General features: G+C 65.3%; 12 protein-coding genes. 10 read left to right on the forward strand and 2 right to left on the reverse strand.

Annotated features, from left to right (window positions below):
• Nucleotides 1–145 precede the first annotated feature (145 nt).
• Both leuS and lptE read left to right on the forward strand, forming a co-directional pair.
• Nucleotides 146–2,773: a leucine--tRNA ligase gene (gene leuS, locus EN853_RS29240; RefSeq protein ID WP_127862525.1), complete on the forward strand. Its 2,628-nt coding sequence runs from the start codon at nt 146–148 to the stop codon at nt 2,771–2,773.
• Complete coding sequence (gene lptE / locus EN853_RS29245) at nt 2,760–3,338, forward strand: LPS assembly lipoprotein LptE (protein ID WP_127862524.1); 579 nt, start codon at nt 2,760–2,762, stop codon at nt 3,336–3,338. The genes leuS and lptE overlap by 14 nt, the downstream gene beginning before the upstream one ends.
• Nucleotides 3,339–3,411: 73 nt before the next feature.
• Here the strand turns inward: lptE and fsa are convergent, their stop codons facing one another.
• Complete coding sequence (fsa, locus tag EN853_RS29250) at nt 3,412–4,068, reverse strand: fructose-6-phosphate aldolase (RefSeq protein ID WP_127862523.1); 657 nt, start codon at nt 4,066–4,068, stop codon at nt 3,412–3,414.
• A 90-nt stretch (nt 4,069–4,158) separates the two neighbouring features.
• Between fsa and EN853_RS29255 the strand changes: the two genes are divergently transcribed.
• From EN853_RS29255 to EN853_RS29290, 8 genes are all read left to right on the forward strand, one after another.
• The gene (locus tag EN853_RS29255) at nt 4,159–6,342 is read left to right on the forward strand and encodes a primosomal protein N' (RefSeq protein ID WP_127862522.1); all 2,184 of its coding nucleotides are present in this window, start codon (nt 4,159–4,161) and stop codon (nt 6,340–6,342) included.
• A 30-nt stretch (nt 6,343–6,372) separates the two neighbouring features.
• A complete protein-coding gene (locus tag EN853_RS29260) occupies nt 6,373–7,068 on the forward strand; it encodes an aspartate/glutamate racemase family protein (RefSeq protein ID WP_127862521.1) in 696 nt (231 codons plus the stop codon).
• 110 nt (nt 7,069–7,178) lie between these two features.
• Nucleotides 7,179–7,574 (forward strand): DUF4345 family protein, encoded by a 396-nt coding sequence (locus EN853_RS29265; protein ID WP_127862520.1) that lies wholly within the window; start codon nt 7,179–7,181, stop codon nt 7,572–7,574.
• 345 nt (nt 7,575–7,919) lie between these two features.
• The gene (locus EN853_RS29270; protein ID WP_127862519.1) at nt 7,920–8,480 is read left to right on the forward strand and encodes a F0F1 ATP synthase subunit delta; all 561 of its coding nucleotides are present in this window, start codon (nt 7,920–7,922) and stop codon (nt 8,478–8,480) included.
• Complete coding sequence (gene atpA / locus EN853_RS29275) at nt 8,480–10,009, forward strand: F0F1 ATP synthase subunit alpha (RefSeq protein ID WP_127862518.1); 1,530 nt, start codon at nt 8,480–8,482, stop codon at nt 10,007–10,009. The genes EN853_RS29270 and atpA overlap by 1 nt, the downstream gene beginning before the upstream one ends.
• A gap of 29 nt (nt 10,010–10,038) precedes the next feature.
• The gene (locus EN853_RS29280; protein ID WP_127862517.1) at nt 10,039–10,923 is read left to right on the forward strand and encodes a F0F1 ATP synthase subunit gamma; all 885 of its coding nucleotides are present in this window, start codon (nt 10,039–10,041) and stop codon (nt 10,921–10,923) included.
• Nucleotides 10,924–10,995: 72 nt separating this feature from the next.
• Nucleotides 10,996–12,576 carry a F0F1 ATP synthase subunit beta gene (atpD, locus tag EN853_RS29285; RefSeq protein ID WP_167524646.1) on the forward strand — a complete coding sequence of 527 codons (1,581 nt, stop codon included), beginning with the start codon at nt 10,996–10,998 and terminating at the stop codon, nt 12,574–12,576.
• A gap of 96 nt (nt 12,577–12,672) precedes the next feature.
• Nucleotides 12,673–13,080 (forward strand): F0F1 ATP synthase subunit epsilon, encoded by a 408-nt coding sequence (locus EN853_RS29290; protein ID WP_127862516.1) that lies wholly within the window; start codon nt 12,673–12,675, stop codon nt 13,078–13,080.
• Between the two features lie 273 nt (nt 13,081–13,353).
• Here EN853_RS29290 and EN853_RS29295 read toward each other — a convergent pair whose 3' ends face one another.
• Nucleotides 13,354–14,877 carry a mannitol dehydrogenase family protein gene (locus EN853_RS29295; protein ID WP_127862515.1) on the reverse strand — a complete coding sequence of 508 codons (1,524 nt, stop codon included), beginning with the start codon at nt 14,875–14,877 and terminating at the stop codon, nt 13,354–13,356.
• Nucleotides 14,878–15,041 lie beyond the last annotated feature (164 nt).

Below are 15,041 nucleotides of genomic sequence, written 5' to 3' on the forward strand. Positions count from 1 at the left end.
GCCCATATCCTGCCTATCATTTAGCGCCAACGCCGGATCGCCGCAGTTGACGGGTCCGGCAATCCATGGTGAACACCGCGACGACATTTCCTCGGCTGCCGGCCGTGTCCGGCGCCGCGTACCGCTTTTAAGTGAAAAACATCCGATGGCAACCGAACGATACAATCCGCGCACGTCAGAGCCCAAATGGCAGAAGGCCTGGGCTGAAAAGAAGCTGTTCGAGGCCAGGAACGACGACCCGAAGCCGAAATATTACGTGCTCGAGATGTTCCCCTATCCGTCGGGGAAGATCCATATCGGCCACACCCGCAACTATACGATGGGCGATGTCGTGGCGCGCTACAAGCGCGCCAAGGGGTTCAACGTGCTGCACCCGATGGGCTGGGACGCCTTCGGCATGCCGGCCGAGAACGCGGCGATGCAGAACAAGGTCCATCCCAAGGACTGGACCTATGAGAACATCGCCGTCATGCGCGAGCAGCTCAAGATGATGGGCCTGTCGCTCGACTGGGCGCGCGAGTTCGCGACCTGCGACGTCGACTACTACCACCGCCAGCAGATGCTGTTCCTCGATTTCGTCGAGAAGGGGCTGGTGACGCGCAAATCCTCCAAGGTCAACTGGGACCCGGAGGACATGACGGTGCTCGCCAACGAGCAGGTCATCGACGGCCGCGGCTGGCGCTCGGGCGCGCTGGTCGAGCAGCGCGAGCTGACGCAGTGGTTCTTCAAGATCACCGATTATGCGCAGGATCTCTTGGAGTCGCTCAACCGCCTCGACGAATGGCCTGAAAAGGTCAAGCTGATGCAGCACAACTGGATCGGCCGCTCTGAAGGGCTGCTGGTCCGCTGGCCGCTGGCAGCGCCTGTCGGCGACATGCAGGAGCTGGAGGTCTACACGACCCGGCCGGACACGATCTTCGGCGCTTCGTTCATGGCGGTCGCCGCGGACCACCCGCTGGCCAGGAAGGCCGCCGAGGGTAATGTCGAGCTGGCGAAATTCATCGACGAGGTCCGCCATATGGGCACCTCGGTGGCGGCGCTGGAGACGGCCGAGAAGAAAGGCTTCGACACCGGCATCCGCGTCGTCCATCCGTTCGACGAGAACTGGACGCTGCCGGTCTACGTCGCCAATTTCGTGCTGATGGAATACGGCACCGGCGCCATCTTCGGCTGCCCGTCGGGCGATCAGCGCGACCTCGACTTCGCCAACAAATACGGCCTGCCGGTGATCCCGGTGGTGATGCCGGAAGATGCCGACGCCAAGACCTTCCAGATCATCGAGGAGGCCTATGACGGCGACGGCGTGATGATCAATTCGCGCTTCCTCGACGGCTTGAAGCCGGAGCGGGCGTTCGATGAAGTGGCGAAGCTGCTCGAGCAGAAGACGATCGGCGGCCGGCCGATGGGCGAGCGCAAGGTGAATTTCCGCCTGCGCGACTGGGGCATCTCGCGCCAGCGCTACTGGGGCTGCCCGATCCCGATGATCCATTGCGAAGCCTGCGGCGTCGTGCCGGTGCCGAAGGCCGACCTGCCGGTCCGGCTGCCCGACGACATCGAGTTCGACCGTCCGGGCAACCCGCTCGACCGCCACCCGACGTGGCGGCATGTGCAGTGCCCGCAATGCGGCCGCGACGCGCGGCGCGAGACCGACACGATGGACACCTTCGTCGACTCGTCCTGGTATTTCGCCCGCTTCACCGCGCCCTGGGCCAACGAGCCGACAGAGCCAAAGGCGGCCGACGATTGGCTGGCGGTCGACCAGTATATCGGCGGCATCGAGCACGCGATCCTGCATCTGCTCTATTCGCGCTTCTTCACCCGCGCCATGCGCGAGACCGGCCATCTCAATCTCGCCGAACCGTTCAAGGGCCTTTTCACGCAAGGCATGGTGGTTCACGAGACCTATCGTGTCGGCGGCTCGTCGACCAATGGGCGCTGGCTGTCGCCGGGCGAGGTCAGGATCGAGGATGTCGGCGGCAAGCGTCGCGCCATCGAGATCGCCACCGGCGAGGAGGCGACGATCGGCGCGCTCGAGAAGATGTCGAAGTCGAAGAAGAACACGGTGAGCCCGGAAGAGATCACCGATGGCTACGGCGCTGACACCGCGCGCTGGTTCATGCTGTCGGACTCGCCGCCCGAACGCGACGTCGAATGGACCGACGATGGCGCGGCCGGCGCGCACCGCTTCGTCCAGCGCATCTGGCGCCTGGTGCAGATCGCGGCCGAATCGCTTCCTGGCGTCAAGCCCGAGGCGGCGCGGGAAGGCGAGGCGGGCGCCGTCTCCAAGGCCGCGCACAAGATCCTGAAGGCGATCGGCGAGGATATCGAAAAGCTCGGCTTCAACCGGGCGATCGCGCGCATCTACGAGCTTGCCAACGCGCTGACCGCGCCGCTCAACGACGTCGCCGAAGGCAAGGCCGACGCGGCGCTGAAGAGCGCCTGTCGCGAGGCGGTGGAAATCCTGGTGCATGTGATCGCGCCGGTGATGCCGCATCTGGCGGAGGAATGCTGGCAAGAGCTGGGCGGCACGGAGATGGTCGCCGAACGGCCGTGGCCGGCCTACGACCCGGCTCTGGTCGTTGACAACGAGATCGTGCTGCCGGTGCAGGTCAACGGCAAGAAGCGTGGGGATTTGACAATTGCCCGCGACGCGGATCAAGGTGCCGTCGAAAAAGCGGTGCTGGCCCTCGACTTCGTGCAGAAAGCGCTCGATGGTAAGGCCCCGCGCAAGGTGATCATCGTCCCGCAGAGGATCGTCAATGTCGTTGCCTGATCCGGAAAAGTCACAGGCAGCGCGTTTGCTGCGCCGCGCGGCTCTCTGCGGCGCCGTCGCCTCGCTTGCGCTGGTCTCGGCCTGCACGGTGCGGCCGCTCTATTCCAGCCAGCCGCTCACCGCCGGATCGCAGGTCGGTGCCGCGGCCGAACTCGGCTCGATCTCGATCAAGCCGGTCGGCACGCGCTACGGCCAGCAGGTGCGCAACAATCTGATCTTCGCTTTCGGCCAGGGTTCGGGCGAGCCGGTGTCGCCGGTCTACACGCTCGATCTCGGCGTCACCGAGCTTGTCGAATCGGCGGCCATCGTCCAGGTGCAGACCGAAGAGGACGAGCCGACGGCGGGCACCGTGACGCTGACGGCCAACTATGTTCTCAGGGACACCGCGACCGGTACGGTGATCGCCGTCGGCAAGCGCTCGATCCCGTCGTCCTTCGACCGGCCGCGCCAGGAGTTCGCGGCCTACCGGGCGCAGATCGACGCCGAGAACCGCGCCGCCCGCGAGCTCGCCGACATGCTGCGGCTTTCGATCGCCCAGGACCTCGCCAAGCACAAGAAGGCCTGATCGGCAGAGGCATTGCGTCACCAAAAAGAAAAGGCCGGTTGCCCGGCCTTTTTGCTTTTGACGAGAGACGAAGTCAGCCGATCTTCTGGCCGGTCTTGGCCCAGTCGGCGAGGAAGGCGGCAAGGCCCTTGTCGGTCAGCGGATGGTTGACCAGCGCCTTCAGCGTCGCCGGCGGCGCGGTCACGACGTCGGCGCCGATGAGCGCCGCCTGCTTGACGTGGTTCACGGTGCGCACCGAAGCCGTCAGTATCTCGGTCTTGAAGTCGTAATTGTCGTAGATGGTGCGGATTTCCGAGATCAGCTCCATGCCGTCGGAGCCGGTATCGTCGATGCGGCCGACGAAGGGCGATATGAAGGAGGCGCCGGCCTTGGCGGCAAGCAGCGCCTGGTTGGCCGAGAAGCAGAGCGTGACGTTGACCATGCGCTTCATCTCGGTGCGGATCGTCTTACAGGCCTTCAGCCCGTCCAGCGTCAGCGGCACCTTGATGCAGACGTTCGGCGCGATCTTGGCCAGCACCTCGGCCTCGGCCATCATGTCCTTGTACTCGGTGGCCACCACCTCGGCCGAAACCGGCCCTTCGACGATGTCGCAGATCTGCTTCGTCACCTCGGCGATCCTGCCGCCCGATTTCAGGATCAGCGAGGGGTTGGTGGTTACGCCGTCGAGCAGCCCCAGATCGTTCAGTTCCTTGATCTCCTTGATGTCGGCTGTGTCGACAAAAAATTTCATGGCAGTCTCCTTGGGGATTTCCTGGTGCCGCAGGGGCACGTTGCGGGTCGGCCTTTGCTCTAGACCAAAGTCGGGGCAAGGTCACGCGTGATGATGGAAGATTCGCCCTTTGTCGCAGCAGCACCGGTGCTGGTGCCGATGCCGGCCGAACGGCCCTACACCTATGCCGTGCCGCAGGGCATGCGCGTGGTGCCGGGCTCGATCGTGCGCGTCCCATTGGGTCCCCGCCAGGTCGCGGGCATCGTGTGGGACGGCGTCGTCGAAACCGTCGATCCAAAGAAGCTGCGGCCGATCGAGGAGGTCTTCGATTGCCCGCCGATTGACAAGGCGATGCGCCGTTTCGTCGACTGGATCGCGCAATACACGCTGTCGGCGCCCGGCATGGTGGCGCGCATGCTGCTCCGGGCCCCCGAAGCCTTCGACCCGGAGCCCTGGATCGAAGGGCTGCAGCGCACGCTTGCCGAGCCCGACCGGTTGACGGATGCGCGGCGGCGCGTGCTGGAGACGGCCGAAGGCGGCCTGGCCTGGACGCGCTCCGGCCTCGCCCATGCAGCCGGCGTCTCCTCGACCGTCATCGACGGCTTGAGGGCGCAAGGCGTGTTCGAAACGGTGATGATCCCGCCACGGCCGGTGGTGGCGGCGCCCGACCCCGGCCATGCCGTGCCGGACTTGATGCCGGACCAGAGGGCCGCCGCCGACACGCTTCGCGCCGCGGTCGCCGCCGAGGCCTTCAACGTCACACTGCTCGACGGCGTCACCGGATCGGGCAAAACGGAAGTCTATTTCGAAGCGGTGGCGGCGGCGCTCGACAAGAGCAGGCAGGTGCTGATCCTGCTGCCGGAAATCGCGCTCACCCACGCCTTCCTGGAACGGTTCCAGGACCGTTTCGGCGCCAAGCCCGCGGAATGGCATTCGGACCTGCCGCCGAGGATGCGCGAGCGCGTCTGGCGGCAGGTGGCCGAAGGCGGCGTGCGCGTCGTCGCCGGCGCGCGCTCGGCGCTGTTCCTGCCGTTCAAGGAACTCGGCCTGATCGTCGTCGACGAGGAGCACGACCCGGCCTACAAGCAGGAGGACCGCGTCTTCTACAACGCCCGCGACATGGCGGTGGTGCGCGGCCATATAGGCAGCTTCCCGGTGGTGCTCGCTTCGGCGACGCCTTCTGTCGAGAGCCGCGTCAATGCCAGCCAGGGCCGCTACACCAGAGCGGTGCTTTCGTCGCGCTTCGCCGAGGCGGCGCTTCCCGACCTCAAATCGATCGATATGCGCCGCGCTCCGCCGGCGCGCGGCGGCTTCCTGTCGCCCCTCCTTCTGGAGCAGATGCAGCGTACGCTGGAGAGACGAGAGCAGTCGCTGCTCTTCCTCAACCGGCGCGGCTATGCGCCGCTGACGCTCTGCCGCGTCTGCGGCCATCGCTTCGGCTGTCCGGTGTGCTCGGCCTGGCTGGTCGAGCATCGCTTTCGCGGCCAGCTCGTCTGCCACCATTGCGGGCACAATGAGCGGCGGCCGGAGGCCTGCCCGGAATGCGGTACGCTCGATCATCTTGTCGCCTGCGGGCCAGGCGTCGAACGTATCGCCGAGGAGGTGGTGGGCCATTTCCCGGAGGCGCGCACCATCGTCTTGTCGTCCGACCTTCTCGGCGGCGTGCGCCGGTTGCGGCTCGAGCTCGAGGCCGTCGCCAACGGCGAGGCCGACATCGTCATCGGCACGCAGCTCGTCGCCAAGGGCCACAATTTTCCCGGCATGACGCTGGTCGGCGTGGTTGACGCCGATCTTGGCCTCGCCAACGGCGATCCGCGCGCCGCCGAGCGCACCTTCCAACTGCTCAGCCAGGTGACGGGGCGCGCCGGCCGCACCGGCAAGAAGAGCCTCGGCCTCTTACAGACCTACCAGCCGGACCATCCGGTGATGCGGGCAATCGTCTCCGGCGATTCGGAGGCTTTCTACGAGCGCGAGATCGCCGAGCGCGAAAGGGCGGCGCTGCCGCCCTTCGGCCGGCTCGCCGGCATCATCGTCAGCGCCGCGACGCGGGGCGAGGCCGAAGGCCATGCGCGGGGATTGAGACGGGCGGCACCACAAGCCTCCGATCTCTTCGTGCTCGGTCCGGCCGAGGCGCCGCTGTCGCTGATCGGCGGCCGCCACCGTTTTCGCCTGCTGGTGCAGGGCGAGCGGCGCGCCGACATGCAGGGGTTCATTCGCGCCATGCTGGCCCATGGACCGAAGCTGCGCGGCTCGGTGCGCGTGCAGGTCGACATCGACCCGCAGAGCTTTCTGTGAAAGACCTCGTCAAGGCTGGAGCATCCATATATGAAGACCCTTGGCCTTATCGGCGGCATGAGCTGGGAATCGACGGCGATCTACTACCGCCTGCTCAACGAGATCGTGCGCGAGCGCCTTGGCGGGCTGCATTCGGCAAAGCTCTTGTTGTGGTCGTTCGATTTCGCCGAGATCGCCGAACGCCAGCATGCGGGCGATTGGGAAGGCGCGGGGGCTCTTCTCGTCGAGGCGGCACGCGGATTGGAGGCGGCCGGCGCGCAGGGGCTGGTCATCTGCACCAACACCATGCACAAGCTCGCCGACGAGGTGCAGGCGGCGGTATCGATCCCGCTCATCCACATTGCCGATGCCACGGCGCGCGCTGTCGTCCATGCCGGCGCGAAGCGCCCGGCGCTGCTCGCGACGCGCTTCACCATGGAGCAGGATTTCTACAAGGGGCGGCTCGCCGACAAATACGGTTTGCAGCCGGTGGTGCCCGACCAGGCCGGCCGCGACATGGTGCACCGGGTGATCTATGACGAGCTCTGCCAGGGCATCATCAGCGAACCGTCGAAAGCAGCCTATGTCGAGGAGGTCGCGCGCATGCGGCGCGACGAAAAGATCGACGGCCTCATCATGGGCTGCACCGAGATCACCATGCTGATCGGCCAGGGCGATTTCGACATTCCGGTGTTCGATACCACGCGCATCCATGCCGAGGCCGCCGTCGACTTCGCGCTCTCCTGATCCGGCGCTATCTTGATGCGCCTTTTCTAATGTGCCGCCGCCATCTGGCGCGCGGCTTTTCCTCCGCTAGAATGCCGGCAATTTCAAACAAGAATTTACGAGGGGATCAGATGGACTTTGCGTTTCCGTGGCCCGCGAGCCAGGGCGAGTGGCTGGCATGGTCGAGCGCCGTCATAACCCTGCTCATCGGCCTCGTCCTGTTCCTGGCGCCGAATCTCGCCTTCCGCATCCTGCGCCTGCAGGTCAAGCCGGAGAAGGCGGCGGCGATCGCCGAGGGGCGCGGCCGCATGTCGGGCTTCTATCTCGGCGTCAGCCTAAGCTGCATCCTGCTCGCGCAGCCACTGCTCTACATGGCGCTCGGCTTCTCCTGGCTGTTCACCGCTTTCGGCCGGCTTTTGTCGATGATGTCGGACGGCGCCAACACGCCTTTCAACTGGGCTTCCATCGTGGTCGAATTGGCGCTGGCGGCGCTGCCGCTGGCCTTCGCCTTCGGCTTCGTGCCGTGATGATCAAAGCGCGTCGCGCTGAAACGGATTCAAGCGACGCGCTTTAGGGTCTTGTTTTGATGCATGTCGTTTTCCCAAAACCGCTGCACACTTTTGGGCGACATGCATTAATCCGGCGCTTAGAGTTGGCCTTCGCCGCCTGATGCGACAAAAGTGCCTGAAAACCATGCCGGACGATGCATTGCGGTCTTAAAAGGCCTGTGCTAGACGGCAATCGACTTTCGGCCGGGGATAGCGGAAGCCGCGCCTCCGTGCTTGGAAATTTGTAATAAGGTCAAAGATTTAGCCAGAGTTTTTGCTCGCGCCAACAATCTGCGGCCTGTCAGACAAGAGAAAAGACGGTCCGTGGCCCAATCGTCATCGCCAATCTCAGCTGTCGCAGAACGCTATGCAGGCTCGCTGTTCGAGCTCGCGCTGCAGGAAAATTCCCTCGCCAAGGTCGAGGCCGACCTCAATGATTTCGAAGCGATGCTCAACGGCAGCGCCGATCTCGCCCGGCTGATCAGCAGCCCGGTGTTTTCCGGTGACGATCAGGCCAAGGCGATCGGCGCGATCATCGCCAAGGCCAAGATCACCGGCCTCGTCGGCAACTTCCTGCGTGTCGTCGCCAAGAACCGCCGCCTGTTCGCCGTGCCCGGCATGATCAAGGCGTTCCGCCAGATCGCTGCCGACCATCGCGGCGAGGCGTCCGCCGAAGTCACCTCGGCGCATGCGCTGACGGCCGCGCAACAGACGGAGCTCAAGGCGACGCTGAAGAGCATCGCGGGCAAGGACGTGGCCATCGCCATGACTGTCGATCCGTCGCTGCTCGGCGGCCTGATCGTCAAGATGGGCTCGCGCCAGATCGATACGTCGCTCAAAACCAAACTCAATTCGCTCAAGCTTGCACTGAAAGAGGTCGGCTGATGGACATCCGCGCCGCGGAAATTTCCGCAATTCTGAAAGACCAGATCAAGAATTTCGGCAAGGAGGCCGAGGTCTCCGAAGTCGGCCAGGTTCTGTCCGTCGGTGACGGCATCGCCCGCGTCTACGGCCTCGACAACGTCCAGGCCGGCGAGATGGTCGAGTTTCCGGGCGGCATCCGCGGCATGGCGCTGAACCTCGAAGCCGACAATGTCGGCGTCGTCATCTTCGGTAACGACCGCGACATCAAGGAAGGCGACACCGTCAAGCGGACCGGCGCCATCGTCGACGTTCCGGTCGGCCCCGGCCTGCTCGGCCGCGTCGTCGACGCGCTCGGCAATCCGATCGACGGCAAGGGCCCGATCAAGGCCACCGAGCGTCGCCGCGTCGACGTCAAGGCGCCCGGCATCATTCCGCGCAAGTCGGTGCATGAGCCGATGTCGACCGGCCTCAAGGCCATCGACGCGCTGATCCCGGTCGGCCGCGGCCAGCGCGAGCTGGTCATCGGCGACCGCCAGACCGGCAAGACCGCCATCATCCTCGACACGATGCTGAACCAGAAGTCGGTGCACGACAACGGCCCGGAGAAGGAGAAGCTCTACTGCGTCTACGTCGCCGTCGGCCAGAAGCGCTCGACCGTCGCGCAGTTCGTGAAGGTGCTGGAGGAGCGCGGCGCGCTCGACTACTCCATCATCATCGCCGCCACCGCGTCCGATCCTGCGCCGATGCAGTTCCTGGCGCCGTTCGCCGGCTGCACGATGGGCGAGTATTTCCGCGACAACGGCATGCATGCCCTCATCAGCTACGACGACCTGTCGAAGCAGGCCGTCGCCTATCGCCAGATGTCGCTGCTGCTGCGCCGCCCGCCGGGCCGCGAAGCCTATCCGGGCGACGTGTTCTATCTGCACTCGCGTCTGCTCGAACGCGCCGCCAAGCTCAATGACGACAACGGCAACGGCTCGCTGACCGCGCTGCCGATCATCGAAACGCAGGCCAACGACGTGTCGGCCTACATCCCGACCAACGTGATCTCGATCACCGACGGTCAGATCTTCCTCGAAACCAACCTGTTCTTCCAGGGTATCCGCCCGGCGGTGAACGTCGGCCTGTCGGTGTCGCGCGTCGGCTCCTCGGCGCAGATCAAGGCGATGAAGCAGGTCGCAGGCTCGATCAAGGGCGAGCTCGCGCAGTACCGTGAAATGGCGGCCTTCGCGCAGTTCGGCTCCGATCTGGACGCCGCCACGCAGCGCCTCTTGAACCGCGGCTCACGCCTGACGGAGTTGCTCAAGCAGCCGCAGTTCTCGCCGCTCAAGGTCGAGGAGCAAGTCGCGGTGATCTTCGCCGGCGTCAACGGCTATCTCGACAAGCTGGCGCTCAACCAGGTCGGCAAGTTCGAGCATGGCCTGCTCAGCCACATGCGCTCGGCCGGCAAGGATGTGCTCGACGGCATCCGCGAGGAAAAGGCGCTGTCGGACGACCTGCGCGCCAAACTGAAGGCGGAAATCGACGCCTTCGCCAAGACCTTTGCTTGAACGAAGCCGAACGGGATCGGGTTTGAAGCATGGCTTCGTTAAAAGACCTTCGTAACCGTATCGCCTCGGTCAAGGCGACGCAGAAGATCACCAAGGCGATGCAGATGGTCGCCGCGGCGAAGCTGCGTCGCGCGCAGGAAGCGGCGGAAGCGGCCAGGCCCTATTCCGAGCGGATGGGCGCGGTGCTGGCCAACATCACCCAGGCGATCGGCGGGGGCGGCGATGCCCCGGCGCTGATGACCGGCACCGGCAGGGACGATGTGCATCTGCTCATCGTCTGCACCGCCGAGCGCGGCCTGTGCGGCGGCTTCAACTCGCAGATCGCGCGTCTTGCCCGCGACCACATCCGCCGGCTTCTGGCCGACGGCAAGCAGGTCAAGATCATCTGCGTCGGCAAGAAGGGTTTCGACATCCTGCGCCGCGACTACAGCTCGCTGATCCTCGAGCGTGTCGACCTGCGCGAGGTCAAGACGCTCGGCTTCGCCAACGCCGATGCGATCGCGCGCAAGGTCATCCAGCTCTTCAGCCAGGGCGGTTTCGATATCTGCACGCTGTTCTACTCGCAGTTCAAGTCGGTGATCAGCCAGATCCCGACGGCGCAGCAGATCATCCCGGCGGCCCAGGCTTCCGCCGCCGCCGAGGCTGGCAACGCCGGTGGCGCGGTCTACGAATACGAGCCGGAGCCGGGCGAGATCCTCTCCGACCTCATTCCGCGCAACATCGCGGTGCAGATCTTCCGGGCGCTGCTGGAAAACGCGGCCGGCGAGATGGGCGCGAAGATGAGCGCGATGGACAATGCGACGCGCAATGCCGGCGACATGATCAACAGGCTGTCGATCACCTACAACCGCCAGCGGCAGGCGCAGATCACCAAGGAACTGATCGAAATCATTTCGGGCGCCGAGGCGCTCTAAGCACGCGCCGCGCGGGGCGCTGACCTCGCGGCGGACGGCGTGACCAACGGATAGACGAAAAGGGCAAAGACGATGGCGAAAGCAGCTACCCCGAAGACCGCCGCCAAGGCGGCACCGGCCCCCAAGGCGGCAAAGGCTCCGGCAGCAGCCGCGAAGGCCGCTCCGGCCAAGAAGGTGGCCGCTCCGGCCAAGGCAGCGGCGCCCGCCAAGGCGGCAAGCGTTGCGGCGAAGCGGGTCGGCGCCGCCGGCAAGGTCCGCCAGGTCATCGGCGCCGTCGTCGACGTGCAGTTCGAAGACCATCTGCCGGCCATTCTGAACGCGCTCGAAACCGACAATGTCGGCAACCGCCTGGTGCTCGAGGTCGCCCAGCATCTCGGCGAGAACACCGTGCGCTGCATCGCCATGGACTCGACCGAAGGTCTGGTGCGCGGCCAGGACGTGTTCGACACCGGCGCGCCGATCTCGGTTCCGGTCGGCCCGGGCATGCTCGGCCGCATCATCAATGTCATCGGCGAGCCGGTCGACGAAGCCGGCCCGGTCGACGGCGTCGAGCTGCGCGCCATCCACCAGCCGGCTCCGGCCTATGTCGATCAGTCGACGGAAGCGCAGATCCTGGTCACCGGCATCAAGGTTCTCGACCTGCTCGCGCCTTACGCCCGCGGCGGCAAGATCGGCCTGTTCGGCGGCGCCGGCGTTGGCAAGACCGTGCTGATCCAGGAGCTGATCAACAACGTCGCCAAGGCCCACGGCGGCTTCTCGGTGTTCGCCGGCGTCGGCGAGCGCACCCGCGAAGGCAACGACCTCTATCATGAGTTCATCGAATCGGGCGTCAACAAGAAGGGCGGCGGCCAGGGTTCGAAGGCAGCGCTCGTCTACGGCCAGATGAACGAGCCGCCGGGCGCGCGCGCCCGCGTCGGCCTGACCGGCCTCACCGTCGCCGAATATTTCCGCGACCAGGGCCAGGACGTGCTGTTCTTTGTCGACAACATCTTCCGCTTCACGCAGGCGGGCTCGGAAGTGTCGGCGCTGCTCGGCCGTATTCCTTCCGCGGTGGGCTATCAGCCGACGCTGGCCACCGACATGGGCGCGCTGCAGGAGCGCATCACCACCACGACCAAGGGCTCGATCACCTCGGTGCAGGCCATCTACGTGCCGGCCGACGACCTGACCGACCCGGCGCCGGCGACTTCGTTCGCCCACCTCGACGCCACCACCGTGCTCAACCGCGCGATCTCGGAAAAGGGCATCTACCCGGCCGTCGATCCGCTGGATTCCACCTCGCGCATGCTCGACCCGATGGTCGTCGGCGAGGAGCACTACCAGGTGGCGCGCCAGGTGCAGTCGATCCTGCAGCGCTACAAGTCGCTCCAGGACATCATCGCGATCCTGGGCATGGACGAGCTCTCGGAAGAGGACAAGCAGACCGTTGCGCGCGCCCGCAAGATCGAGCGCTTCCTGTCGCAGCCGTTCTTCGTCGCCGAAGTGTTCACGGGCTCGCCGGGCAAGCTGGTCGATCTCGCCGACACCATCAAGGGCTTCAAGGGCCTCTGCGCCGGCGACTACGATCACCTGCCGGAAGCTGCCTTCTACATGGTCGGCGGCATCGACGAGGCGGTCGAGAAGGCGCAGCGCCTGGCGGCTGAAGCGGCGTAAAGAAGAATAGCGAATAGGGAGTAGCGAATAGGGATCAGTGGGCCAGCCGAGTTTTTCACTACTCGCTACTCGCTATTCCCTACTCGCTAGATTGGCATGGCTGAAGCTTTCAAGTTCGAACTTGTCTCGCCGGAGCGGCTGCTCGTTTCCGAGCAGGTCGATTCCGTCGTCATCCCGGGCGCCGAAGGCGAGATGACGGTGCTGGCGCAGCACGCGCCGGTCATGACCATGATCAAGCCCGGCGTCGTCACGGTGAAGACCGCGGCCGGCAAGGAAGAGCGCTATGTGGTGTTCGGCGGCTTCGCCGACATCCTGCCGTCCGGCTGCACGCTGTTGGCCGAATCGGCGACGCATGTGAACGACATCGACCGCGCCGATATTGCCCGCCGCATCCAGGAGGCCAGGGAAGACGCCGCCGACGCCAAGGACGACGAGAGCCGCGCCAGGGCCGAGCAGTTCCTCAGCCAGCTGACCACGCTGGAAGGCGCGCTGCTGCCCGCCTGACAGCGGTTCTGACAATGGGTTGAAAGAGCGGGGCTTGCCCCGCTTTTTTGTTTGCCCCGTTTTCTTGTTTGGGGGACAGTCCGCACGTGCGTCTGTTCTGGAACTCGAACGGGCTCGACTATTCCTCGCGCCAGCTCGTGAACGGGTCCGCAGGCGAATAGAGCAATTCCAGGAAAAGTGTGTGGCGGCTTTCCGTCCGGAATTGCGTAAAAACAAAATAGTTAGAGCAGGTCGGCGTTTCCGTGAAACGATGAACTGCTATGCGCGCGAGTGTTATCGGCCGTCTATGCCGAGCGCGGCGAATGCCAGCAACGGCCCTTCGCGCCGCAGGTGGACGAGATGCACGGCTACGAGCTCGATCAACGTCTGGCGTTCGGCGTGGTCCTTGGCGAGGCCGGCCAGCTCAAACACCGCCGTCACTGTTTCGTTCGCCGGCAGTTGCTGGTCCAAGAGCGTGGTCAACGCCGCGTCGAGCGGGTCGGTGAAATGGCCCTCCGGCAAGGTCTTTCCCCGTGCCGCGCAGGCGGCGATCCAGGCGGCCACCACTAGCGTCAGATGGACCAGCTCGGTGCCGGCTTCCAGGCACTCAAGGGCCGACGCGATGATGCGCTGCGGCAGCTTCTGGCTGCCGTCATTGGCGATCTGCGCCGTGCGGTGGGCGAGCGCCGTGTTCGAAAACCGCTCGGCGAGTTCTGCCGTATAGGCGGCGGTATCGAGTCCTGCGCCCTCCGGCAGGGTCGGGATGGCCTCGGCCCACAACGCGTCGACGAATTGCCGGATCGCCGGATCGGCGAATGCGCGGTCGACGGTAGGGTGGCCGCTGAGCAGGCCGAGATAGGCGATGCCCGAATGGGCGCCGTTGAGCAGTCTCAGCTTCATATCCTCGAAGGGGCCGACATCCTCGACCATGGTGACGCCGAATTTCTCCCAGGCTGGCCGTCCGGCCGGGAAACGATCCTCGATCACCCATTGGCGGAACGGCTCGGTCATGACCGGCCAGGCATCCTCGAGGCCGAGTTCGCCGGCGACGCGCGCGCGGTCGGCATCGGTGGTCGCCGGCACGATGCGGTCGACCATACTCGACGGGAAGGCCACCTCGTCGGCTATGTGATGCGCAAGGTCGGCATCGACCTGGCGGTCGAGCCCGGCATCGACCTGGCGGTCGAGCCGAAAATCGCGCAGCTTCGCGAATTCGACCAGCAGCCGGTGCAGCGTCGCGCCGTTGGCCGGAAGATTGTCGCAACAGAGCACGGTGAAGGGGGTCGTGCCGGCAGCGCGGCGGCGCGCGAGCGCCTCGGCGAGAAAGCCATGCGCCGTCTTTGGCGATCCGGGATTCGCCAGATCGTGCACAATATCGGGATGGGCTTTGTCCAGTGTGCCGTCGGCAGCCCTCAGATAGGCTTTTTCGGTGATGGTCAGCGTGACGATGCGGATGCGCGGATCGGTGAGCGCGGCGAGCACCGCGCCGGGGTCTTCCGGCGCGACCAGCAATGACAGGATCGAGCCGACGACCTCAAGCTGCTCGCCGGCGCTGTCCCTCATCGCCAGCGTGTAGAGCCCGTCCTGCGGCGCCAGCGCATCGCGCGTGTCGGGATTGCGCAGCGAGACGCCGACGATGCCCCAGTTCGCCTCGCCATCCGCCAGGCAGGCGTCGACATAGGCCGCCTGGTGAGCGCGGTGGAAAGCGCCGACGCCGAGATGGACGATGCCGGGCGTCACAGCGCCGCGATCGTAGCGCGGTATCGCAATTTCCTCCGGCAGTTTCGCGATCGTGGCGTTCGAAAGACGGCTGTTCATTGGCGTTTGAGGTCTCCGATCGGCGCGTCGAGCCCGGGCAGGAATGGGACGGCTGCGGCGTAGCATCCGTTGCTGCCTCGTACAATGGCAGCGGTCTATGCAAAAGTCATCATACAACTTAATGATTTTTGTATGTTGACATTATCTCCGACCGATCTACCAAT

The organism is Mesorhizobium sp. M1C.F.Ca.ET.210.01.1.1 (assembly GCF_004791585.1).
Classification (GTDB): domain Bacteria; phylum Pseudomonadota; class Alphaproteobacteria; order Rhizobiales; family Rhizobiaceae; genus Mesorhizobium.